The sequence below is a fragment of the Devosia sp. YR412 genome (assembly GCF_900110945.1).
Lineage (GTDB): Bacteria > Pseudomonadota > Alphaproteobacteria > Rhizobiales > Devosiaceae > Devosia.
The window spans coordinates 282840-303062 of record NZ_FOFL01000003.1 but is presented as its reverse complement, the minus strand read 5'-3'; the positions used below and the strand labels follow the sequence as shown (position 1 = coordinate 303062).

Annotated in this window: 23 protein-coding genes; 14 read left to right on the top strand and 9 right to left on the bottom strand. The window is 63.1% G+C overall.

The window, feature by feature from the left end:
* Positions 1-30 precede the first annotated feature (30 nt).
* The 5 genes from BM045_RS12670 (at position 31) to BM045_RS12650 (ending at position 3715) form a co-directional block, all read left to right on the top strand.
* The gene (locus BM045_RS12670; RefSeq protein WP_092183814.1) at positions 31-840 is read left to right on the top strand and encodes a lysophospholipid acyltransferase family protein; all 810 of its coding nucleotides are present in this window, start codon (positions 31-33) and stop codon (positions 838-840) included.
* Positions 841-969: 129 nt separating this feature from the next.
* Positions 970-1311: a hypothetical protein gene (locus tag BM045_RS12665; protein ID WP_092183812.1), complete on the top strand. Its 342-nt coding sequence runs from the start codon at positions 970-972 to the stop codon at positions 1309-1311.
* Positions 1312-1459: 148 nt separating this feature from the next.
* A complete protein-coding gene (rpmF, locus tag BM045_RS12660; protein WP_092183810.1) occupies positions 1460-1639 on the top strand; it encodes a 50S ribosomal protein L32 in 180 nt (59 codons plus the stop codon).
* Between the two features lie 122 nt (positions 1640-1761).
* A complete protein-coding gene (gene fumC, locus BM045_RS12655) occupies positions 1762-3162 on the top strand; it encodes a class II fumarate hydratase (protein ID WP_092183808.1) in 1401 nt (466 codons plus the stop codon).
* A 121-nt stretch (positions 3163-3283) separates the two neighbouring features.
* A complete protein-coding gene (locus tag BM045_RS12650; protein ID WP_092184190.1) occupies positions 3284-3715 on the top strand; it encodes a hypothetical protein in 432 nt (143 codons plus the stop codon).
* Here the strand turns inward: BM045_RS12650 and BM045_RS12645 are convergent.
* Both BM045_RS12645 and gloB read right to left on the bottom strand, forming a co-directional pair.
* A complete protein-coding gene (locus BM045_RS12645; protein WP_092183806.1) occupies positions 3712-3960 on the bottom strand; it encodes a hypothetical protein in 249 nt (82 codons plus the stop codon). The two genes, BM045_RS12650 and BM045_RS12645, sit on opposite strands and share 4 nt — an antisense overlap.
* A 160-nt stretch (positions 3961-4120) precedes the next feature.
* Positions 4121-4888 carry a hydroxyacylglutathione hydrolase gene (gene gloB, locus BM045_RS12640; protein ID WP_092183804.1) on the bottom strand — a complete coding sequence of 256 codons (768 nt, stop codon included), beginning with the start codon at positions 4886-4888 and terminating at the stop codon, positions 4121-4123.
* Between the two features lie 105 nt (positions 4889-4993).
* On the opposite strand from gloB, the gene BM045_RS12635 reads away from it, so the two are divergent.
* From BM045_RS12635 to BM045_RS12625, 3 genes are all read left to right on the top strand, one after another.
* On the top strand, positions 4994-5725 hold the full coding sequence (locus BM045_RS12635) for a class I SAM-dependent methyltransferase (protein ID WP_092183802.1): 732 nt from the start codon (positions 4994-4996) through the stop codon (positions 5723-5725).
* Between the two features lie 68 nt (positions 5726-5793).
* A complete protein-coding gene (hisC, locus tag BM045_RS12630) occupies positions 5794-6894 on the top strand; it encodes a histidinol-phosphate transaminase (RefSeq protein WP_092183800.1) in 1101 nt (366 codons plus the stop codon).
* Entirely contained in the window at positions 6891-7862 is a 972-nt protein-coding gene (locus tag BM045_RS12625) for a prephenate/arogenate dehydrogenase family protein (RefSeq protein WP_092183798.1), read from the top strand. Before hisC ends, BM045_RS12625 begins: the two co-directional genes overlap by 4 nt.
* Positions 7863-7963: 101 nt before the next feature.
* Here BM045_RS12625 and BM045_RS12620 read toward each other — a convergent pair whose 3' ends face one another.
* Positions 7964-8935 (bottom strand): DUF2125 domain-containing protein, encoded by a 972-nt coding sequence (locus BM045_RS12620; protein WP_170848494.1) that lies wholly within the window; start codon positions 8933-8935, stop codon positions 7964-7966.
* Between the two features lie 146 nt (positions 8936-9081).
* On the opposite strand from BM045_RS12620, the gene BM045_RS12615 reads away from it, so the two are divergent.
* Positions 9082-9630 carry a gamma-glutamylcyclotransferase gene (locus BM045_RS12615; protein WP_092183794.1) on the top strand — a complete coding sequence of 183 codons (549 nt, stop codon included), beginning with the start codon at positions 9082-9084 and terminating at the stop codon, positions 9628-9630.
* Here the strand turns inward: BM045_RS12615 and BM045_RS12610 are convergent.
* Complete coding sequence (locus BM045_RS12610; protein ID WP_092183792.1) at positions 9627-10334, bottom strand: transglycosylase domain-containing protein; 708 nt, start codon at positions 10332-10334, stop codon at positions 9627-9629. The two genes, BM045_RS12615 and BM045_RS12610, sit on opposite strands and share 4 nt — an antisense overlap.
* 79 nt (positions 10335-10413) lie before the next feature.
* Between BM045_RS12610 and BM045_RS12605 the strand changes: the two genes are divergently transcribed.
* The 3 genes from BM045_RS12605 to BM045_RS12595 are packed head-to-tail and all read left to right on the top strand — an operon-like array spanning position 10414 to position 12433.
* On the top strand, positions 10414-11316 hold the full coding sequence (locus BM045_RS12605) for a polyprenyl synthetase family protein (protein WP_092183790.1): 903 nt from the start codon (positions 10414-10416) through the stop codon (positions 11314-11316).
* Position 11317: 1 nt separating this feature from the next.
* Positions 11318-11950, top strand: coding sequence for an MOSC domain-containing protein (locus BM045_RS12600; protein ID WP_244522987.1), 633 nt, complete (start codon positions 11318-11320; stop codon positions 11948-11950).
* A gap of 9 nt (positions 11951-11959) precedes the next feature.
* Positions 11960-12433, top strand: a complete 474-nt coding sequence (locus tag BM045_RS12595; RefSeq protein ID WP_092183786.1) for a YbaK/EbsC family protein — start codon at positions 11960-11962, stop codon at positions 12431-12433.
* Here the strand turns inward: BM045_RS12595 and BM045_RS18930 are convergent.
* Both BM045_RS18930 and ispG read right to left on the bottom strand, forming a co-directional pair.
* Positions 12430-12570, bottom strand: coding sequence for a hypothetical protein (locus tag BM045_RS18930; RefSeq protein WP_170848493.1), 141 nt, complete (start codon positions 12568-12570; stop codon positions 12430-12432). The genes BM045_RS12595 and BM045_RS18930 overlap by 4 nt on opposite strands.
* Positions 12567-13808: a flavodoxin-dependent (E)-4-hydroxy-3-methylbut-2-enyl-diphosphate synthase gene (ispG, locus tag BM045_RS12590; protein ID WP_092183785.1), complete on the bottom strand. Its 1242-nt coding sequence runs from the start codon at positions 13806-13808 to the stop codon at positions 12567-12569. Before ispG ends, BM045_RS18930 begins: the two co-directional genes overlap by 4 nt.
* Positions 13809-13947: 139 nt before the next feature.
* Between ispG and BM045_RS12585 the strand changes: the two genes are divergently transcribed.
* Together BM045_RS12585 and BM045_RS12580 are read left to right on the top strand one after the other, a co-directional pair.
* A complete protein-coding gene (locus tag BM045_RS12585) occupies positions 13948-14160 on the top strand; it encodes a DUF4287 domain-containing protein (protein ID WP_092183783.1) in 213 nt (70 codons plus the stop codon).
* Between the two features lie 53 nt (positions 14161-14213).
* Positions 14214-14516, top strand: coding sequence for a YkvA family protein (locus BM045_RS12580; protein WP_092183781.1), 303 nt, complete (start codon positions 14214-14216; stop codon positions 14514-14516).
* 37 nt (positions 14517-14553) lie between these two features.
* Here BM045_RS12580 and pyc read toward each other — a convergent pair whose 3' ends face one another.
* From pyc to BM045_RS12565, 3 genes are all read right to left on the bottom strand, one after another.
* Positions 14554-17994, bottom strand: a complete 3441-nt coding sequence (gene pyc / locus BM045_RS12575) for a pyruvate carboxylase (RefSeq protein ID WP_092183779.1) — start codon at positions 17992-17994, stop codon at positions 14554-14556.
* 106 nt (positions 17995-18100) lie between these two features.
* Positions 18101-18514, bottom strand: a complete 414-nt coding sequence (locus BM045_RS12570; protein ID WP_092183777.1) for a protein tyrosine phosphatase family protein — start codon at positions 18512-18514, stop codon at positions 18101-18103.
* A 100-nt stretch (positions 18515-18614) separates the two neighbouring features.
* Positions 18615-20123: a putative bifunctional diguanylate cyclase/phosphodiesterase gene (locus BM045_RS12565; RefSeq protein ID WP_092183775.1), complete on the bottom strand. Its 1509-nt coding sequence runs from the start codon at positions 20121-20123 to the stop codon at positions 18615-18617.
* Positions 20124-20223 lie beyond the last annotated feature (100 nt).

Here is a 20223-nt window from a genome sequence, read left to right as displayed (position 1 = left end):
CGCCCCGGCGACGCGGCGGAGGAATTGAGAATGGCAGCGATCCAGGCCCTGCGTACGGCCGTGTTCTATTTCATCTTCATCGGCCAGACGGCGATCGTCGCCATCACGCTGGGCATCATCGCCCTGATCAGCGGCCGCACCCCGCTGAGCTGGGCCATGGCCAAATACTGGTGCCGCTCGAACCTGAAATTCCTGCGCTATCTGGCCGGCGTCAAAACCAGGATGACCGGGCAGGAAAACATCCCCGAAGGCGGCTGTATCATTGCCAGCAAGCATCAGAGCGACTGGGATGTCTTCGCCATTTTCCCGCATGCCGGCCGTCCCGCCTATATCGTCAAGAAGGAGCTGATGCGCATTCCCTTCTTCGGCTGGGCCGCCCGCTCGCTCGACTGTATCGAAGTCGATCGCCGCAAGGGCGCCGAAGCCATTCCGTTGATGATGGCGCAGGCCCATGCCGCCGTCGAACGTGGCTGCCGCATCGTCATCTTCCCCGAAGGCACCCGCAAGGCGCCGTTGGCCCCGGCCGATTATCGTCAGGGCATTGTGCGGCTCTATATGGAGCTCAATGTCCCGGTGGTGCCGGTGGCGCTCAACTCCGGCCTGTTCTGGGGCCGCAATAGCCTGATGATCTGGCCAGGCACGGCCGAGGGCAAGTTCCTCCCAGCCATCGAAGCCGGTCTCTCGGCCGACGTCTTCATGGAACGCCTCAAATCCGCCATCGAAACCCATTCCAATCAGCTGATTCTCGAAGCCGTCGATCGTGGCCTCGGCCGGCCGCTGACGCCGGAATTTCAGGCCAAGGTCGATGCGCTGCGCCAGGCCCAGGCAAACACCCCATAACCACTACATATTGACGCTTTTGGCGAACACTAACATATATATTGAGGTCATGCGCAGTGGCGCTTGACATGTCTTGTGTTTTGTTCTAATTTTGTTCTCATTGGGCAGATGTCATCTGTGGGGCGTGAAATGACTGGAATTGTCGATAGCAATGTTCTGGTTCACGGCTTTGGCCGCCACAGCAATTGGCAGGGCCGCTCCGGCCAGACCTATGGCCTGCTCAGCGAGAATCTCGAACGCTTCGCCATGAATGAAGCCCAGCTCTTTGTGCTGGCCAAGGGTAGCCACGTCATGTGGGTCGGCTCGACCGATGAACTGGTCGCCGATCCGATGAGCCGCACGCGGTTTCGCCTGGCGCTCGACTGCGCCGACCGCGTCTTCCGCGTGCTCTCGGCCGGTAATGCCGAACGCCTCGCTACCATCTGGGACCTCGAAGGTGCTGAGCCGCTGCAGGGCGCGCAGGCGGCCTGATTTGGCGGCGCAGAGTTAGTGTGACGACTCTTTCACAAGCCTCTAGCCAAGCTCTTCGTCTTCCTCTATAGACGCCACCAACCCCTTCAGAGATGAATTCTCTGGGCCGCTCTGGCGGCGCAACGATATTGAATTCGGAGTACCGACCATGGCAGTTCCAAAACGCAAGACCTCGCCGATGAAGCGCGGCTTCCGCCGCTCGGCCGACGCCCTTTCCGCTGGTTCCTATGTCGAAGACAAGGATTCGGGCGAGCTGCGCCGTCCGCACCACGTCGACCTCAAGACCGGCATGTACCGCGGTCGTCAGGTCCTCGCGGCCAAGAACTAATTCCAAAGACGAGGCGCAAACTGCCCTCGATCTATGATATTGCGACGGCCGATCCTCACTGAGGGTCGGCCGTTTTGCTGTTATCAAGCCGCGTTTGAAGCGGCCAATCCGGGAGTGACTTTATGAGCATGCGCGTTGAATCGGACACCATGGGCACGATCGAGGTCCCGACCGACAAATACTACGGCGCGCAGACGGCCCGGAGCCTGATGAATTTCGACATCGGCGGCGAGAAGATGCCGACCGAAATCGTCACGGCCTTTGGCGTGCTCAAGAAAGCCGCGGCCCTGGCCAACCACAAGCTTGGCCTGCTCGATGAAGCGACGCGCGACCTGATCGTCGCCGCGGCCGATGAAGTGATTGCCGGCAAGCTTGCCGATCACTTCCCGCTCGTCGTCTGGCAGACCGGTTCGGGCACCCAGTCCAATATGAATGTCAACGAGGTCATCTCCAACCGTGGCATCGAGCTGGCCGGCGGCACCATGGGCTCCAAAAAACCCGTGCATCCCAATGACCACGTCAACATGAGCCAGTCGTCCAACGACACCTATCCCACCGCCATGCATATCGCCGCCGTCGAGGCGCTGGAAAACTATCTGTTCCCGCGTGTCGCCCTGCTGCGCGATACGCTGCATGCCAAGTCGGAAGAATTCATGGATGTGGTCAAGATCGGCCGCACCCATCTGCAGGACGCGACGCCACTGACGCTCGGCCAGGAAATCTCCGGCTGGGTCGCCCAGATCGACTACGCGATCGCCGCCATCAAGGCGACCATTCCCCAGCTCAAGGAGCTGGCGCTCGGCGGTACGGCCGTCGGCACGGGCCTCAACGCCCACCCCGACTATGCCGTGGCCGTGGCCAAGGAAATCGCCACGCTGACCGGCCATGACTTCGTCACCGGCCCCAACAAATTCGCGCTGCTGGCCGGCCACGACGCCTTTGTCGGCACTTCCGGCGCGCTGAAGCAGTTGGCCGTGGCCTTCATGAAGATCGCCAATGACGTGCGCTGGCTGGCTTCCGGTCCGCGTTCGGGCCTGGGCGAAATCACCATTCCGGAAAACGAGCCCGGCTCGTCGATCATGCCGGGCAAGGTCAACCCGACCCAGTCCGAGGCCATGACCATGGTCGTCGCCCATGTCATGGGCAATGACGCCGCCATTGGCTTTGCTGCATCGCAGGGCAATTTCGAGCTCAACGTCTTCAAGCCGGTCATCGCCTATAACTTCCTGCAGGCCGTACGGCTTCTCGCGGACAGTGCCAAGTCGTTCAACGACAATTGCGCCGTCGGCATCGAGCCCGACCGCAAGCGCATCGACGAGCTGGTCAACAAGTCGCTGATGCTGGTCACCGCGCTCAACCGCAAGATCGGCTACGACAATGCCGCCAAGATCGCCAAGACCGCCCACAAGAATGGTAGCACCCTGCGCGAGACGGCGATCGAGCTTGGCCTGCTCACCGGCGACGAATTCGACGCCGAAGTAAAGCCGGAACAGATGGTCGGGCCGCTCAAGCTCAAGAAGTAAGACCAGACATCCAGTAACAGAAGGCGGTCGCTGGCATCCAGCGGCCGCCTTTCTCATTTCGCATTCCTCTGGCATGGTGGCTCCGTCGAACCGGAGCCACCCGATGACCGAAACCGTCTATATGCCGACCCCACATGCCACGCGTCGCAATGGGACCTTCATCCCGCCGCTGCTGGTCGTGCCCTTCGTGCTCTACAATATCGTGGCATTCCTGTTCTTCGGTGGCTCGCCCGCCGGCTGGTCCAATGGGCTCTTCACCATTCCCATGGTATCCGGCACGCCATGGGCCATCACGGCCGGCGATTTCCTGCTGGTGATCGGCATTGTCTGCCTGTTCATCGAAGTGCTGAAATCGACCAATGCCGGGCGCTCGTCCATCGTCGAGCACATGCTCTCCATGGTGCTCTTCGTGGCTTTCCTGATCGAATTCCTGCTGGCCGGCGCAGCCTCGAGCTCGGTGTTCTTCCTGCTCATGGTCATGGCGCTGATCGACGTCGTCGCCGGCTTCACGGTATCGATCACCAGCGCCGGTCGCGACGTGACAATGGGCTAGGCGACGATCGTCGTTCGATAACCCAGGGGCATGCGCTTGACCGTCACCTTGGCACCATCGGCATAAGCGCCGATGGCGCCCTCGGCATTGCCGCGCCGACGCGCCCGCTGCGGCGGCAGGTTGCCGCGTTCCGCCAAAAGCTGGCTGACAAAGGCTGCGGCGGTCGGATTGCGGGCCAGCGACGGCTTGGCACCGGGCGCCGCAAGCGGCACCGGTAGTGCAATCACCTTCTCACTCTTGGCCATATCAGCCTCGCTTTGTCTCAAAGCGGGCCGATCTGTCTCGAAATGAAACAAAGCATCCGGCCCGATGCCCTATTAAGAGCAATCCTCGTGCCAGATGCTAACGTTTTGTTAACGCTTTAGGCTCCTAAAAAGCGTCAGATGGTTAAATCAGGCGTCTAGGCTAGAACGTATCCTTGCCCTTGCGAATGGCCGCAAACACTTCGGCGGGCGAAGCGCCCTCGAGACCGTAGTGCTTGGCTAGTTCCGGCGCATCGGCGCGCAGGAACGGATTGGCCGCCTTGTCTTCGCCGAGCAGGAAGGGGATCGTCGCCTTGCCGGCAATACGCAGGGCATCGACCTCGGCTGCGCGCTTCTGCAGCGCCACATTGTCGGGGTCGATCGACAGGGCAAACTTGGCATTGCTCTGGGTATATTCGTGGCCACAATACACCAGCGTATCGTCAGGCAATGCGCGGAGCGCCTTGACGCCTTCCCACATCGGCCCCGGCGTGCCCTCGAACATGCGGCCGACGCCCAGTGAAAACAGCGCATCGGCGGTGAACAGATGCTTGCCGGCCGCGTCGTGGAACACGATTTGCCCCAGCGTATGGCCCGGCGCGTCATAGACTTGGAACACGGTCTCGCCCAGCGCCAGTGTCTCGCCACCGGCGACCAGTTCGTCGAGATCGGCAATCTTGTCGGCCTCGGCCCGCGGCCCGACCACGCGCACACCAAACTCCGCCTTGAGCTCGGGGATGGCTTCGACATGGTCGATATGGTGGTGGGTGATGAAAATATCGCTCAGCGTCCAGCCGCGATGCAGCAGCGCATTCTTGATCGCCGCGGCTTCCGGCGCGTCGATCGCGGCGGTGCGGCCAGTGGCCGTGTCATGCACCAGGTAACCGAAATTATCGCTGCGCGCGGGAAATACATCGACGATCAGACTCATGGCACGGCTCCTTCAAAACTCTTTGCCTCGATAGCTAGGGGTAGCGCCTGCCCATGACAACCGGCCAATTGGACAAGTCCGCGCGAAACCGGCAGAGTTGGAACCATGACCGCCGACGTGACCCGCCTCATTGCCTATTACAAATCGCCACTGGGCCGCATTTCGCGGACGCTGGTGCGCGAACAGGTCGTGGGCCTGGCCGAGGACGTTTCCGGTAAGCGCGTGTTGGGTCTCGGCTTTGCGACGCCCTATCTGCGCTTTGCCCTCGACAAGGCCGAGCGCGTGCTGGCCTTCATGCCGGCACGGCAGGGCGCCTCGGCCTGGCCGCGCGAGGGCCCGAGCCATACCGTGCTGTGCGATCCGCTGGAAATGCCGTTGACCGATGCCGCTGTCGACCTCACCATCGCCATCCATGCCTTCGAGCATGTGGCCGATGCCGAGGAGCTGATGCGCGAGCTCTGGCGTATCACGGCGCCCAATGGGCAGCTGATCATCGTCGTACCGCGCCGTCGCGGCATCTGGGCCCAGCGCGACAATACCCCCTTCGGCCAGGGCAATCCCTATTCCGGCAGCCAGCTCGACAAGCTATTGCGCGACCACAGCTTCGTGCCCGAAGCCTGGCGCGATGGCCTGTTCCTGCCGCCGGTGCAAAACGCATTGGTGCTGAAATCCACCCGCGCCTTCGAGCGCGCCGGGCGATTGTTCGGCCCGGCGATGAGCGGCGTCATCTGCGTGCGCGCCCGCAAGGAAGCCTTCCCGGCCATTCCCCGCCGCAAGCGCGAGGAACGCTTCGTCCGCGTGCCCAGCATGAACACCGCTACGGCGCGGCAGGGCTGACGCTTTCCTTTGCCATCGCGCATGGCTTTGACTATGGTCCGCGCGGTTTTTCCGCCCAGATTGGCATCATGTCCGACGCACCTCTTCGCCCCGTTCCACAGCCCGGTATCCTCGATATTGCCCCCTACCTGCCCGGCAAGTCCGGCGCGCCGGGGAGCAATTCGATCAAGCTGTCGGCCAATGAAAGCCCGCTCGGCGCCAGCCCCAAGGCCATGGAAGCGTTTCGCGCGGCGTCCGAACATCTCGACATCTATCCAGAGGGGTCGAGCCGCGTGCTGCGCACCGCGCTCGGCGAAGTGCATGGGCTTGATCCGGCGCTGATCGTCTGCGGCAATGGCTCGGACGACCTGCTGCACCTCTTGGCGCAGTGCTATCTCGGCGAAGGCGACGAGGCGGTGATGAACCGCTACGGCTTTTCGGTCTATCCGATCATCACCAAGGCAGCGGGCGCCGCGATCGTCATGGTCGACGAGGACGACTACACCGCCGATGTCGATGCGCTCTTGGCGGCAGTCACCCCCCGGACCAAAATCATCTGGCTGGCCAATCCCAACAATCCAACCGGCACCTATCTGCCGGACGCCGAAGTGAGGCGCCTGCATGCCGGCCTGCGGCCCGACATCATGCTGGTGATCGACAATGCCTATGCCGAATATGTGACGGCCGAGGATTTTACCGTCGGCGCCGACCTGGTGCGCGAGGCGAGCAATGTCGTCATGGTCCGCACCTTCTCCAAGATGGGGCTCGCTGCGGCCCGCATAGGCTGGATGTTCGGGCCAGACCACGTCATCGACGCCATCAACCGCATTCGCGGCCCGTTCAACGTCAACTTGCCGGCCCAGTTGGCCGGTGCCGCCGCGGCACGCGACAGCGAGTTCAACGACAAGCTCAAGGCTCATAATGCGCAATGGCGCGACTGGATCACGGCCGAACTGGATGAATCCAACCATTTCCGGGTTATCCCCAGCCAGGCCAATTTCGTCATGGTGCTGTTTCCAGACGCCGAACACGCCGCGCTGGCCTTCGAGACGCTGCGCGAGCGCGGCTTGATCGTGCGCGAAATCGGCGCTTCCTATGGCATTCACGATGCCCTGCGCATTTCCATCGGTTCCGAACAGGCGATGCGCGGCGTCGCCGGCATTCTCAAGGCATTGGTCAAGGTCGCATGACGGTCCATTTTCGCAAACTCGCCCTGATCGGCATCGGCCTGATCGGCTCCTCCATCGCCCTCGCCGCCCGCCGGCAAGGCCTGGTGGAAGTCATTTCCATCGCCACCCGCAAGCTGGAAACGCTCGACGAAGCGCGCGAGTTGGGTCTGGGCGATATCTATACGCTGGATGCCGCAGAAGCAGTGCGCGGCGCGGATCTTGTGATCATCTGCACGCCCATTGGCGCCTATGAAGGCGTCATGCAGGCCATCGCGCCCGCACTGGAGCCGGGCGCCATCCTGTCCGACGTGGGCTCGGTCAAGGGTCACGTGGTCAAAACGCTGGCGCCGCTTGTGCCAAAAGACATCAGCCTCATTCCCGGCCATCCGCTTGCCGGCACCGAGCATTCCGGCCCGTCAGCCGGCTTCCCAGAACTGTTCACCGGCCGCTGGTGCGTTCTCACTCCAGGCGCCGAAGTCGATCCGGCCAAGATCGAAAAGCTCGCCACCTTCTGGCGCGCCATGGGCAGCCAGGTCGAGAGCATGGATGCCGCCCACCACGACATGGTGCTGGCCATCACCAGCCATATTCCGCATCTCGTGGCTTACAATATCGTCGGCACGGTCGCCGACCTCGAAGCCGCCACCCAGTCCGAAGTCATCAAATTCTCGGCCTCGGGCTTCCGCGATTTCACCCGCATCGCCGCCTCGGACCCGGTGATGTGGCGCGACATTTTCCTGACCAATCGCGATGCCGTGCTGGAAATGCTCGGCCGCTTTTCGGAAGACCTATCGGCGCTGCAGCGCTCGGTGCGCATGGGCGACGGACCGGCCTTGGAGGCCATGTTCACCCGCACCCGCGCCATCCGCCGCTCGATCATCTCGGCCGGCCAGGAAACCGCCGCCCCCGACTTTGGCCGCCCACACGAGGCCCCGCCGGTGCCGGACATTCCGTTTGTGCGCGAGCATGATGGCGGCGAGGACGCTTGACTGCGACCCGCAGGGGCAAATCGCTCCATTGGAGCGATTTGAGCAGGCAAGGCCATGAGAGCTACGCTCGAATGGCACGAAGGTAAGGCCCGCTCGGAACGCTAATACAGCGGCGGCACGCTCGCGATGGGCACAAGCCCCGAAAAAATCGCGCCGGCCTTGAAGGTCAGCTGATTGCTGTAGACCCCATCGGCGCCCGGCGTGCCGAGCACCAGTGTGCGAAACGGCTCCTCGATCATCGGCCCGATCCGCTCGGCAACGCCGGTGGAGGTGATGGCGATCTGGCCGTCCAGCATGGCCTGCGGATCGAGCCCGAGCTCGCCGCTGGCATCGAGCGTCGAGTCGCCATCGGTGGCGTGGATCGAGACAATATTGAGCTTGCCGCCCGCCTGCTGCAGGGCCGGCAACAGCATGGGATCGCCCCAATAGCGTACATCGTCGGGCAGGCCGCTGAGTTCGAGCTGGATCTCGGCATTGGTGTCGGTAAGCGTCAGGCCTGGCCATGACGCATTCTGCGCCCGCGCATAGGCGGCCAGCGCCGACACATGCCGTTCTGCATCATGCTGCTCGGGAATATCGAACAGATGCAGCTCCACCAGCGGGCTCTCCGCAATCACTGCATCGCCGAACAGCGTATCGCTCCACACCATGTCCGTGCCCGAAATCGAGCCGCGCGTGATGCGCCAGTTGTCGAGCCTGAGACTCGCTTCCAGCCCGGCCCAGGCCACGCTGTTACGCGTGCCGGTAAAATTGTCGGTCAGCTGTAGCGGACCAAGCGCCGAGGCGCGGATGAAGGTCGGCGAATAGACCAGCGCGCTGGCGCGAATCCCTGGCACATCCACCACCACATCGCCGCTGACCACCCGCGCATTGACGCAATCGGCATCGAAGCGGAAGGGAAAGCCGCCAACATTGAGCGTCTCGCAGGTCGCGCGCGGCGTCAGCACGCCATCGGCCAGCGCCATGGCTTCGATATTCTGCTTGATCATGCCGGCGAACACGAGCCAGGCCGCGCTCCACAGGAGGATGACACCAATGACGACAGAGCCGAGGAGGATGATTCGCTTCTTCATGGCGGGCAGTCTTACCTTTACCGGCCGGTCGACTAAAGAGGCGTAGTCAAATCCGGGTGGCGCCGGCGCTGCAGGACCCATAACTGACAGGCAGGCCATTGCTTGCCGCCGCAAGTCTGCCTAGGTTTTGCGTTGAGAGTAGGACGATGCGCGATTTGGAAACGACAGCGACCCATTGGGTCTTCGGCTATGGGTCCCTGATCTGGAACCCGGGCTTTGCCCATGTCTCGGCCCAACAGGGCCTGCTCAAGGGCGCCCATCGCAGCCTGTCTATTGTTTCACACCACCATCGCGGCACGGTGGAACAGCCGGGCCTGGTGTTCGGCCTGGCGCGCGGCGGCTCCTGCCGCGGCATGGTGTTCGAAGTGGCCGACAGCGACTGGGCCCAGGTCTATGCCTATCTGCAGGAGCGCGAGCAGGTCACAGCCGTCTATCGCGACGTGATGCGGCCGGTGCGCCTGGCCGATGGCCGCACGGTCAGCGCGCTTGCCTTTCTCGTCGATGAAAACCACGAGCAGTTTGCCGGCCGGCTCGATCTCGACCAGCAGGCCGCCATGGTGCGGGCCGGCGTCGGTCTCTCGGGTCGCAATGTGGATTATGTGCTCAACACCGCCCGCCATCTCGGCGAACTCGGCATTCGCGATCGCCAGTTGATGGCGCTGGCCGACCTGCTGACGCAGGAGCAGGCCGCCTAGAGCGCCAGCCGGCCGTTGTCACCGACGCAGGCGGCGCGCTGGCCATATTCCATGACGCGTCCCTCGATGATGCCCGCGATGCGCAGCATACCTTGTGATGGCCGCCCCGGCTGGCGCAGCATGGGATTGGGCAAAGCCGTCACCAGCAGTGTCGCCCTCCGCCAGTCCAGATTTTGTGGCGTGATGCCAAAGGCCCGCTGGGCGCCAGCGGCAATGCCGAACTGCCCCTCCGGCCCCCATTCGGCGATATTGAGATAGATCTCCATGATCCGCCGCTTGGGCAGCACCAGATCGACATAGAGCGCCAGCGGCACTTCCAGCGCCTTGCGGATGACGCTGGGTGAGTTCCAGAGGAAGAGATTGCGCGCCACCTGCATGGTGATGGTCGAGGCGCCGCGCGCATCCTCGCCCTCCATATAGCGTTCCACTTCTTCGCGCAGCGCACCGAAATCCACGCCCCAATGCCGGCAGAACTGGCCATCTTCCGAGAGAATGACCGAGGCCTTCAGCCGATCGGATATATCGCCGATATCGCGCCACTGGCGATCGACCGCTCGGCCGGTGAGATAGCGTTCCAGCATCGGCACGGAAACGGGATCGATCACCAGATAAAGCGGCGTCAGCACCACCGGCACGGCGATGAGCAGACCCACCACCATTGCGATGGGCCGCAGGATCCGCCAGATGCCTTTGCGTCGTGCCATGGGGGCTCAATAGCCAAAGCGGGGCGCCACGGAAAGGCGCCATCTTGCCCCGCTCCTATCAACCGGCTAGCAACGACACATGTATGATTTCGCCGCCGACATTGCCAACTGCGCCAGGGACGTCGAAGCCGGATTGGCGCAGCAGCTCGAAGTCGCGCGTCTCTCCGGCCCCGGCCCGGCCGCCGAACGCGTCGTCGCCGCCATGCGGCATGGTGCGCTGGAGGGCGGCAAACGCCTGCGGCCGCTGCTGGTGCGCCAGGCGGCCGCCATCTTCAATGTGCCCGCCGCAAGCGCGCTGACTGCCGGCTTGGCGGTGGAAATGATCCACTGCTATTCGCTGATCCACGACGACCTGCCGGCCATGGACGATGACGACCTGCGCCGCGGCCGCCCCACCGTGCACAAGGCCTATGACGAGGCCACGGCAATCCTCGCCGGTGATGCCCTCCTCACCCACGCCTTCGGCCTGCTTGCCGACCCTGCCTGCCATCCCGATCCGGCGACACGTATTGCGCTGGTCACCGAACTGGTGCGCGGCTCGGGTGCGGGCGGCATGGTCGGCGGCCAGATGCGCGATATCGAGGGCGAACAGGGTGGCTTTTCCGGCGACGAGATTTCCACCATGCAGGCGATGAAGACCGGCGCGCTGATCCGCGCCAGCGTCCGCATGGGTGCGATTCTGGGCGGTGCCGATGCCCGCGCCCTTTCGGTCCTCACCGCCTATGCCGAAGCCGCCGGCCGCGCCTTCCAGCTCGCCGACGACATTCTCGACGTCACCGCCACGCCCGAGGCCATGGGCAAGGCAACCGGCAAGGATGCCAGCGCCGGCAAGCAGACCCTGGTGGCTGAACTCGGCCTCGATGGCGCCAGAGCGCGCCTCGCAGAAATCGTCAATCAAGCCCTCTTTGCCCTGCGCACCTTTGGCCCCAAGGCCGATGGCCTGCGCGCCACGGCGAAATATTTCGCCAGCCGGGAGAACTGACATGCCTGAGCTTCTCAGCGTCAACCATGGCACCGCCCGGCATATCGAGGGCTACAAGCCGCTGACCGGCATCATCAAGACGCCAGTGCAAAGCGCTGTGATCGATCGCATGGGCCTGAGCGGCGACGCCGTCTGCGACCGCAAGCACCACGGCGGAGTTGATCAGGCGGTCTACGTCTACTTCGCCGACGACTATCAGTATTGGGCCGACCAGCTCGGCCGCAGCATCGAGCCGGGCTGGTTCGGCGATAACCTCACCATCTCAGGCGTCGAGGGCCGCAGCGTTGCCATCGGCGATCGCTTTGCCATGGGGCCGGTCGAGTTGGAGGTTACCTATCACCGCACGCCCTGCATGACCTTTGCCGCGCTGATGGGCGATCCGATGTGGGTCAAGAAGTTTCACCGCGCCGGCCGCCCCGGCGCCTATTGCCGCGTGCTGACGCCCGGCACGGTCGAGCCGGGCATGGACGTCATTTACACGCCCTTCGCCGGTGAGCGCATCACCGTCAGCGAGCTGATGGCGCTCGATGTGGTCAAGCAGATCGACCCGGCCTTCATGCGCCGCGCGCTGACCACCCCGATCCGCGAGAAGACCCGCTTCAAGTTTGAAGACAAACTCGCCAGCCTGTTCTGAAAGTTTTCCATGTCCTTAGCGTCCGTCCAAGCCGACCTCGCCCTGCGCGCGCCTGATCTCGTCGTCGAGGTCACCGAAGCCTCAACCGCCACGGTGGAGCTCGCCGCCGCCGTGCATGGCGTCGAACCCGGCCAGATCGCCAAGACGCTCTGCATCAAGGTCAAGGACGAGGAATTCCTGCTGGTCACCCGCGGCAATGCCCGGCTCGACAACCAGAAATCCAAGACCGCCTTTGGCGGCCGCCCACGCATGCTGGGCGCCGAGGACGTGCTGCGCCTCACCAGCCACCAGGTCGGCGGCGTCTGCCCTTTCGGCCTGCCCGCCCCGCTGCCGATCTATCTCGACGTCTCGATCAAGGTCTATGACGTGATGATTCCGGCCGGCGGCGATACCCATGCCTCGGTGACGCTCAGCGTCGCGCGGCTGGCCGAACTCTGCGGCAACAAATGGGTCGACGCCTGCGTGCCGCCGAACGGCGACTAGAGATTGCCGGTCCAGCGCAGGGCGAGCAGCACGACAATCAGCAGGCCGATATAGATCCAGCGCCGCGGATTGCCGTAGAGCACCTGGAGAAAGGTGCGGGGGCGGTAATTGCCGTCGCGTTGCGGTTCCAGGCTCATTCGGCAGCCGTCTTCTGGCCCTGGCCGAATTTGCGCTCGATATAATCGGCCACCATCACCTTGAACTGGTCGGCCACATCGGCGCCGCGCAGAGTGACGGCCTTTTCGCCATCGATGAACACGGGGGCAGCCGGGGTCTCGCCGGTACCGGGCAGCGAAATGCCGATATTGGCGTGCTTGCTCTCGCCCGGACCGTTGACGATGCAGCCCATCACCGCCACCGACAGTGTCTCGACGCCCGGATAGCGCTCTTTCCAGTCGGGCATCGAGGCCGTCAGGTGATCCTGGATGTCCTTGGCCAAGTGCTGGAAGGTGTTGGACGTGGTGCGCCCGCAACCCGGGCAGGCGGCCACCACCGGCAGGAACTGGCGGAAGCCCATGGTCTGCAGCAATTCCTGCGCCACCTTGACCTCGGTGGTGCGATCGCCACCCGGCTCGGGCGTCAGCGAAATACGGATCGTGTCGCCAATGCCCTGCTGCATGAGAATGCCCAAAGCGGCCGACGAGGCGACAACACCCTTGGTGCCCATGCCCGCCTCGGTCAGCCCCAGATGCAGCGCATAGTCGCAGCGGGCCGCCAGGTCCTGATAGACCGCTATCAGGTGCTGCACATCCGAGACCTTGGTGGAGAGGATGATCTTGTCGCGTCCCATACCCAGCTCTTCGGCGCGCTGGGCGCTGAGCAGAGCCGACTGGATGATCGCTTCGCGCTGCACGGCAGCGGCGGTGATTGGCGCCTCGGAGGCTGCATTCTCGTCCATCAGCCTGGTGAGCAGTTCTTCGTCGAGCGAACCCCAATTCACCCCGATACGCACAGGCTTGTTGTAGCGATTGGCAATGTCGATCAGCGTCGAGAACTGCGTATCGCGCTTGGCCTTGAAGCCGACATTGCCCGGATTGATGCGATATTTCGCCAGCGCCTCGGCACAGGCCGGGTGATCTGTAAGAAGCTTGTGGCCGATATAGTGAAAGTCGCCCACCAACGGCACGTCATAGCCCATGAAGCTCAGGCGATCGCGAATGATCGGCACGGCAGCGGCCGACTCGTCGCGGTCCACCGTGATGCGGACGATTTCCGAGCCGGCGCGGGCCAGCTGCATCACCTGCTTCACCGTGGCGTCGATATCGGCCGTATCGGTATTGGTCATCGACTGGACGACCACGGGGGCCCCGCCACCGACCTGCACGCCGCCGACGTGGACGCCTACCGATTGCCTGCGCATTGCCGGGCCAGCCATGAAACACCTCAGTTGTTCGAGGGGAGAAATAAGCCTGTCAGCCTATCCGTGCAATGTTTCTGATTGATGATAGCGCAAGCGTGTCGAACTGGCGCAGCGCCACGCGTCGATGCTACGAAAAGCCAGCGAGGAGCCAGCCATGAGTTTTGCCGCCTATCTCACCAATATCGAAGCCCAGACCGGCGTCAGCCCCGACGAATTCATCCGCTTGGCCACCGAAAAAGGCTTCACCCAGAAGGGCACCAAGGCCACGGTAATCACCGATTGGCTGAAGGCCGAATATGGCCTCGGGCATGGCCATGCCATGGCCATCGTAAAGCTGCTCAAGGAAAAAGGCGGGCTGATCAACTGACAATGTGATCGCCGAGGTCTTGAACCATCCGGGAACGGGACCATTTATTGAGCATGTTCAAGATGCTCCTCCCCCGCCTCGTCCTCTTCCGCAAAGAAGTCGTCCAGCTCTGGAAGGCCTTCTTCGCGCCCGAAACCCCGCTGATGCTGAAGGCCGCGACGCTGTTCGTCGCCTTCTATCTCATCAACCCGATCGATATCATCCCCGACTTCATACCGCTGGCCGGCTGGATCGACGATATCGTGCTGGTGCCGATGATGGTGGGCTGGATCGTTTCCCGCCTGCCGATCCCGGTCAGGGCCGACATGCGCGAGCGCAACGGCCAGACCATCAACGGCCGCGCCCGCCGGGTTTGAGCGAAACAACAAGGCCCGGATTGCTCCGGGCCTTTTGCTATTCCAGCCGGACCAGCAGGTCCTTGGCGTCGATCTGGTCGCCGGGCTTGATCAGGAGCTCGGCGATCACGCCATCCACTTCAGCATGGATGGCGGTTTCCATCTTCATCGCCTCGATCGAACAGATCACATCACCAGCCTGAACCGTTTGGCCTTCCTTGACCGCTAGCGTCGAGATCACGCCCGGCATCGGCGCGCCGACCTGCTTGGCATCGCCCGGCACGGCCTTGGCGCGAACCTTGACCTCGCCGGCCTTGAGCCGATCCGGCACGACAATGGTGCGCGGCTGGCCGTTGAGGTCGAAGAAGACGCGGACCTCGCCCTTTTCATTGGTCGGGGCGCGGCCGAGATATTGCAGCACCAGCGTCTTGCCCTTTTCGATATCGACGAACAGCTCGTCGCCTTCCGAAAGGCCGTAGAAATACACCGGCGTCGGCAGCACTTCGGTGGGGCCGTAGCGCTCCTGGGTCTTCTCGAAATCCGAATAGACTTTCGGATACATCAGGTATGAGGCGAGGCGGAAATCGTCGACCTCATGCCCGACCTCGTCGGCGATCTTCTTGCGCTCGGCATCGAGATCGACCGGCTTGAGGTAGGAGCCGGGGCGTTCGGTGAGCGGGGTGCGGCCCTTGAGCACCTTCTTCTGCAGCGCCTCGGGAAAACCGCCCGGCGGCTGGCCCAGGTCACCGGCAAAGAAGCCCACCACCGAATCGGGGAAGGCGATGTCCTTGTCCGGATTTTCGACATCGGCCCGCTTGAGGCCCGCCGAGACCATGGCCAAGGCCATATCACCGACCACCTTGGAGCTGGGCGTCACCTTGACGATATCGCCGAACATCTGGTTGACGTCGGCATAGGTCTGGGCGACCTCGTGCCAGCGGGTTTCCAGCCCCAGCGAGCGCGCCTGTTCCTTGAGATTGGTGAACTGGCCGCCCGGCATTTCGTGCAGATAGACTTCCGACGCGCCGCCCTTGAGATCGCTTTCGAAGGCGCGATACTGCGTGCGCACCGCTTCCCAATAGAAGGAGATCTGCCGGATCGCCTTGGCGTCGAGGCCCGGATCGCGCTCGCTGCCGGCAATCGCCGCAACAATGGAACCCAGCGTCGGCTGCGAGGTCGTGCCCGACAGCGCATCCATCGCCGCATCCACTGCGTCGACGCCCGCTTCCACCGCTGCCAGCACCGTGGCAGACGCGGCACCCGAGGTGTCGTGGGTATGGAGATGGATCGGCAGGTCGGTCTCGTTGCGCAGAGTGGAAATCAGCTTCTTGGCCGCGGCGGGCTTCAGCAGCCCCGCCATGTCCTTGAGGCCCAGCACATGCGCGCCGGCCTTTTCCAGCTCCTGCGCCAGCCCGACATAGTACTTGAGGTTATACTTGGAGCGGTCAGGGTCGAACAAGTCGCCAGTATAGCAGATCACGCCCTCGGCGACCTTGCCCTCTTCGATCACTGCGTCGAGCGAGACGCGCATGTTCTCGACCCAGTTGAGGCAATCGAAGACACGGAACACATCGACGCCGCCGATGGCCGCCTGCTTGACGAAGAACTTGACGACATTGTCGGCATAATTGGTGTAGCCGACGCCGTTCGACCCGCGCAGCAGCATCTGGGTCAGAATGTTCGGCGCGCCTTCGCGCACCTTGCTGAGCCGCTCCCACGGATCCTCGTTGAGGAAGCGCATCGAGACGTCGAAGGTCGCGCCACCCCAGCATTCGAGCGAGAAGAGGTTCGGTAGTCCACGGCTATAGGCCTGGGCAATGCGGGTAATGTCGAAGCTCCGCATGCGCGTCGCCAGCAGCGACTGATGCGCATCGCGCATCGTCGTGTCGGTAAACAGCACCCGCTTCTGCTTCTTCATCCAGCTGGCGAGGCCCGCCGGACCTTCGCGCTCCAGCACCTGACGCGATCCCTCGATGACGCTGAGCGCGGGAAATTCCGGCACCACCGGCGCCGCAGCTTCCGCCGGCGGCTTGGGCCGGTCGCGTACTTCGGGATGTCCGTTGACCGTCACGTCGGCGATATAGCTCAGCAGCTTCGTCGCGCGGTCCTTGCGCGGCTTGAAGTTGAACAGCTCCGGCGTCGTATCGATGAAGCGCGTCGTATAGCGGTTCTCGACAAAGTCGGGATGGGTGATGATGTTTTCAAGGAAGGCCAGATTGGTCGAGACGCCGCGGATGCGGAATTCGCGCAGGGCGCGATGCATGCGGGCGATCGCTTCTTCTGCACTTGGCGCCCAGCAGGTGACCTTTTCCAGCAGCGGATCGTAAAAGCGGGTGATCACTGCCCCGGCGTAGGCCGTGCCGCCGTCGAGACGCACGCCAAAGCCGGTGGCGCCGCGATAGGCAGTGATGCGGCCATAGTCGGGAATGAAATTCTGCTCGGGGTCTTCGGTGGTGACACGGCACTGGATGGCATTGCCGTTGAGCTTGATGTCCTGCTGCAGCGGGACACCGGACTCAGGCGTGCCGATCACCGCGCCATCGAGCAGGTGGATCTGCGCCTTGACGATGTCGATGCCGGTCACTTCCTCGGTGACGGTATGCTCGACCTGGATGCGCGGGTTCACTTCGATGAAGTAGAACTTGTCGGTATCGGCATCCATCAGGAATTCGACCGTGCCGGCACCGCGATAGCTGGCGGCAGAACCAAGCCGCACCGCCGCGTCGGTCAGCTCCTTGCGCACAGCGTCATCGAGATAGGGCGCAGGTGCGCGTTCGACCACCTTCTGGTTGCGCCGCTGCACCGAGCAGTCGCGTTCGAACAGATGCACCAGATTGCCGTGGTCGTCACCGATCAGTTGCACTTCGACATGCCGCGCCCGCTCAATCAGCTTTTCGAGATACATCTCGTCCTTGCCGAAGGCGGCCTTGGCCTCGCGCTTGCCTTCGCTCACTTCGGCAATCAGCGTCGTCTCGTCCATGATACGGCGCATGCCGCGCCCGCCGCCGCCCCAGGAGGCTTTCAGCATCAGCGGATAGCCAATCTCGGCGGCTAGCTTCTTGATCTGCTCTGGATCATCCGGCAGCGCTTCGGTCGCCGGCACCACGGGCACATTGCTGGCGATCGCCATATTGCGCGCCGCAACCTTGTTGCCGAGGTCGCGCATGGTCTGGGCGCGCGGGCCGATGAAGATGATCCCGGCATCCTCGCAGGCATCGACAAATTCCGGTGATTCCGAAAGGAGGCCATAGCCGGGATGGATGGCATCGGCGCCGGAAATCCGGGCGATGCGGATATATTCGTCGATCTGCAGATAAGCCTCGACGGGCCCCTTGCCCTTGCCGATCAGATAGGCTTCGTCGGCCTTGAAGCGGTGCAGCGCCAGCTTGTCTTCTTCGGCATAGGCGGCAACGGTCTTGAGCCCGAGCTCATTGGCGGCGCGGAACACGCGGATGGCGATTTCGCTGCGGTTGGCGACGAGGATTTTTTTGATTGGCATCGATTGCATATCCGAGCAGGAGGGGTTGGGGACCCGCTTGCGGGTCCGGCTCAGGTCGTTGGCAACGGATGGGACGGTTGACCGCCCAACCGTGAAATCGCAAAAACTAGCGGCTGAGATGGCCGGCGAGATGGCTCATGTCGTAGCCGGCCTCGGCCGCCTGCGAAATGATTTCGCTTGCATCGGCCTCGCCGGCCTGGCTAAGCGCCCACAAGGTGGTCGAGCGCGTTCCCGAACGGCAAAAGGCAAAGACCGGACCAGCGCTCCCCTCGAGCACCGATTTGGTCTGTTCGACCATGTCGGGAGAAACCCCTTCACGGCCCAATGGAATGGCATAATAGGCGAGACCGGCAGCCTTGGCGGCCGCTTCGATCTCGGCGCTGTCCGGCTGGTCAGGCGATTCGCCATCGGGCCGATTGTTGATGATGGCGGTAAAGCCGGCCTCTTTGAGCGCGGCAACGTCCTCAGGCTGAATCTGGCCCGAAACGCTGACGTGTTCGTTGATCCGCTTCAAATCCAAGGCACTACTCCCGCTGCCACAAACCGGCTTCCCGCGACCCTTATATCTGTCCGGTCATGCCCGATGCAACTGCAACAGAAGGATAGCTGTCACCAGCCTGTCACGCAGCTACGGCTTCCGCCTTGAGCAGGGGCTGCGGCCGACCCAGCAAGAAACCTTGGAAACCCGTGCAGCCCGCGAGCCGCAACTGCCGCAGCTGTTCCGGCGTCTCGACACCCTCGGCAATCACATCCACCGGCAGCGAGCGGGCGATATCGCAGATCGCGGTAACGATCATGCCGTCGATGCGGTTCTCGCCCAGGTTCATCACATAGCTGCGGTCGATCTTGATGATGTCGAAGGCAAAGCCGCGCAGATATTGCAGGCTGGCATGTCCTGCCCCGAAATCGTCGATGGCAATGCGCACGCCCAGCGCCCGGAGGGCCTTGAGATTATCCAGCTCCGCTGCGCGTGCATTGAGCGGCACTGTCTCGGTAATCTCGACGATGATCAGGCGTGGATCGGTGCCCAATTCCGTCAGTGTCTCGGCGAAACGCCTGGCGAAATCACTGTGCCGCAGCTGCATGGGCGACACATTGATGGCCACCGGCTTGCCGCCCAGGTTGCCCAGGTCGGCGCAGGCGCGGCGCAACACCCATTCACCCAGCTTGTCGATCAGGTCGCTTTCTTCGGCGATCGGCACGAATTGCGCGGGCGAGATCATGCCGCGCACCTGGTGACGCCACCGTACCAGCGCTTCATGCGAGCGGATCTGCATGTCACTGCCGAACACCGGCTGATAATGCAGTTCGAGTTCGTTCATCATGATTGCGGCGCGCAGGTCGCGCTCGACGAAACGGCGGTGGCGTTCGTCACCCAGCATGTCGGGTTCAAAACAGACGACCGCGTGGCGGCCATTCTTCTTGCCGGTATAAAGCGCGAGATCGGCTTTGGAAATCAGGTCCGTCGGATCAACTGTATCAAGCGGCGACATGGCAACGCCGATCGAGGCCGACAGGCGAACGGAGCGACCGAGGATGTTGACCGGACGCTCCAGCTGCCGCAGCAGTTCCTCGCCGAGCCGGCGCAGGGCAGGCTTGTTGTCATGGCCAAGGATGATGACGCCAAATTCGTCGCCGCCCAGCCGGCCCAGTACGCCACCGGGGATCACGGTCTCGATGGTGCGTGCCAGATGCACCAGTGCCGCATCACCGGCTGCATGGCCGGCGCTGTCGTTGAGCACCTTGAGATTATCCATGTCGAGCTGCAGATAGCCAACCGGGCGCTCGGAACCATGGAACACGTCGTCGGCCAGCGCCTCGAGGAAAAAGGCGCGGTTATAGACCCCGGTCAGCGCGTCGCGGTTGGACTTGTCACGGGCGTGGCGGGCCTGGACAGCGATGGAGGACAATTGCCGCGACAGCCAGCGATGACCGTAGATCAGGATGCCCAGCATCACCAGGCCGATCAGCAGCGCGCCCGCCGGCATCACCGCCAGGGCCCTTGGCCCAAGCAGATCGAAAAACGCCAACAGGCGGATGGCGATGGTGAAGAGCACCAGCACAGCAACGGCAATAGCAATGCGACGATAGCCAACCAGAATGGACGCAAAGTTCGGATCGCGGCGCATGGCTTTGTTCTGCTCCGGAAATATACGTATATCCTAGATCAGCAATCTCTGAACGTGGCGTAAACGCGGCGCGAAACCGCAGCTTGAACAAACGCTTAGG

What these genes read in the sequence shown, in the direction of transcription:
- BM045_RS12670 (WP_092183814.1), top strand. Translation starts at nt 31, where the DNA reads ATGGCAGCGATCCAGGCCCTGCGTACGGCCGTGTTCTATTTCATCTTC.
- BM045_RS12665 (WP_092183812.1), top strand. Translation starts at nt 970, where the DNA reads ATGACTGGAATTGTCGATAGCAATGTTCTGGTTCACGGCTTTGGCCGC.
- rpmF (WP_092183810.1), top strand. Translation starts at nt 1,460, where the DNA reads ATGGCAGTTCCAAAACGCAAGACCTCGCCGATGAAGCGCGGCTTCCGC.
- fumC (WP_092183808.1), top strand. Translation starts at nt 1,762, where the DNA reads ATGAGCATGCGCGTTGAATCGGACACCATGGGCACGATCGAGGTCCCG.
- BM045_RS12650 (WP_092184190.1), top strand. Translation starts at nt 3,284, where the DNA reads ATGCCGACCCCACATGCCACGCGTCGCAATGGGACCTTCATCCCGCCG.
- BM045_RS12645 (WP_092183806.1), bottom strand. Translation starts at nt 3,960, where the DNA reads ATGGCCAAGAGTGAGAAGGTGATTGCACTACCGGTGCCGCTTGCGGCG.
- gloB (WP_092183804.1), bottom strand. Translation starts at nt 4,888, where the DNA reads ATGAGTCTGATCGTCGATGTATTTCCCGCGCGCAGCGATAATTTCGGT.
- BM045_RS12635 (WP_092183802.1), top strand. Translation starts at nt 4,994, where the DNA reads ATGACCGCCGACGTGACCCGCCTCATTGCCTATTACAAATCGCCACTG.
- hisC (WP_092183800.1), top strand. Translation starts at nt 5,794, where the DNA reads ATGTCCGACGCACCTCTTCGCCCCGTTCCACAGCCCGGTATCCTCGAT.
- BM045_RS12625 (WP_092183798.1), top strand. Translation starts at nt 6,891, where the DNA reads ATGACGGTCCATTTTCGCAAACTCGCCCTGATCGGCATCGGCCTGATC.
- BM045_RS12620 (WP_170848494.1), bottom strand. Translation starts at nt 8,935, where the DNA reads ATGAAGAAGCGAATCATCCTCCTCGGCTCTGTCGTCATTGGTGTCATC.
- BM045_RS12615 (WP_092183794.1), top strand. Translation starts at nt 9,082, where the DNA reads ATGCGCGATTTGGAAACGACAGCGACCCATTGGGTCTTCGGCTATGGG.
- BM045_RS12610 (WP_092183792.1), bottom strand. Translation starts at nt 10,334, where the DNA reads ATGGCACGACGCAAAGGCATCTGGCGGATCCTGCGGCCCATCGCAATG.
- BM045_RS12605 (WP_092183790.1), top strand. Translation starts at nt 10,414, where the DNA reads ATGTATGATTTCGCCGCCGACATTGCCAACTGCGCCAGGGACGTCGAA.
- BM045_RS12600 (WP_244522987.1), top strand. Translation starts at nt 11,318, where the DNA reads ATGCCTGAGCTTCTCAGCGTCAACCATGGCACCGCCCGGCATATCGAG.
- BM045_RS12595 (WP_092183786.1), top strand. Translation starts at nt 11,960, where the DNA reads ATGTCCTTAGCGTCCGTCCAAGCCGACCTCGCCCTGCGCGCGCCTGAT.
- BM045_RS18930 (WP_170848493.1), bottom strand. Translation starts at nt 12,570, where the DNA reads ATGAGCCTGGAACCGCAACGCGACGGCAATTACCGCCCCCGCACCTTT.
- ispG (WP_092183785.1), bottom strand. Translation starts at nt 13,808, where the DNA reads ATGGCTGGCCCGGCAATGCGCAGGCAATCGGTAGGCGTCCACGTCGGC.
- BM045_RS12585 (WP_092183783.1), top strand. Translation starts at nt 13,948, where the DNA reads ATGAGTTTTGCCGCCTATCTCACCAATATCGAAGCCCAGACCGGCGTC.
- BM045_RS12580 (WP_092183781.1), top strand. Translation starts at nt 14,214, where the DNA reads ATGTTCAAGATGCTCCTCCCCCGCCTCGTCCTCTTCCGCAAAGAAGTC.
- pyc (WP_092183779.1), bottom strand. Translation starts at nt 17,994, where the DNA reads ATGCCAATCAAAAAAATCCTCGTCGCCAACCGCAGCGAAATCGCCATC.
- BM045_RS12565 (WP_092183775.1), bottom strand. Translation starts at nt 20,123, where the DNA reads ATGCGCCGCGATCCGAACTTTGCGTCCATTCTGGTTGGCTATCGTCGC.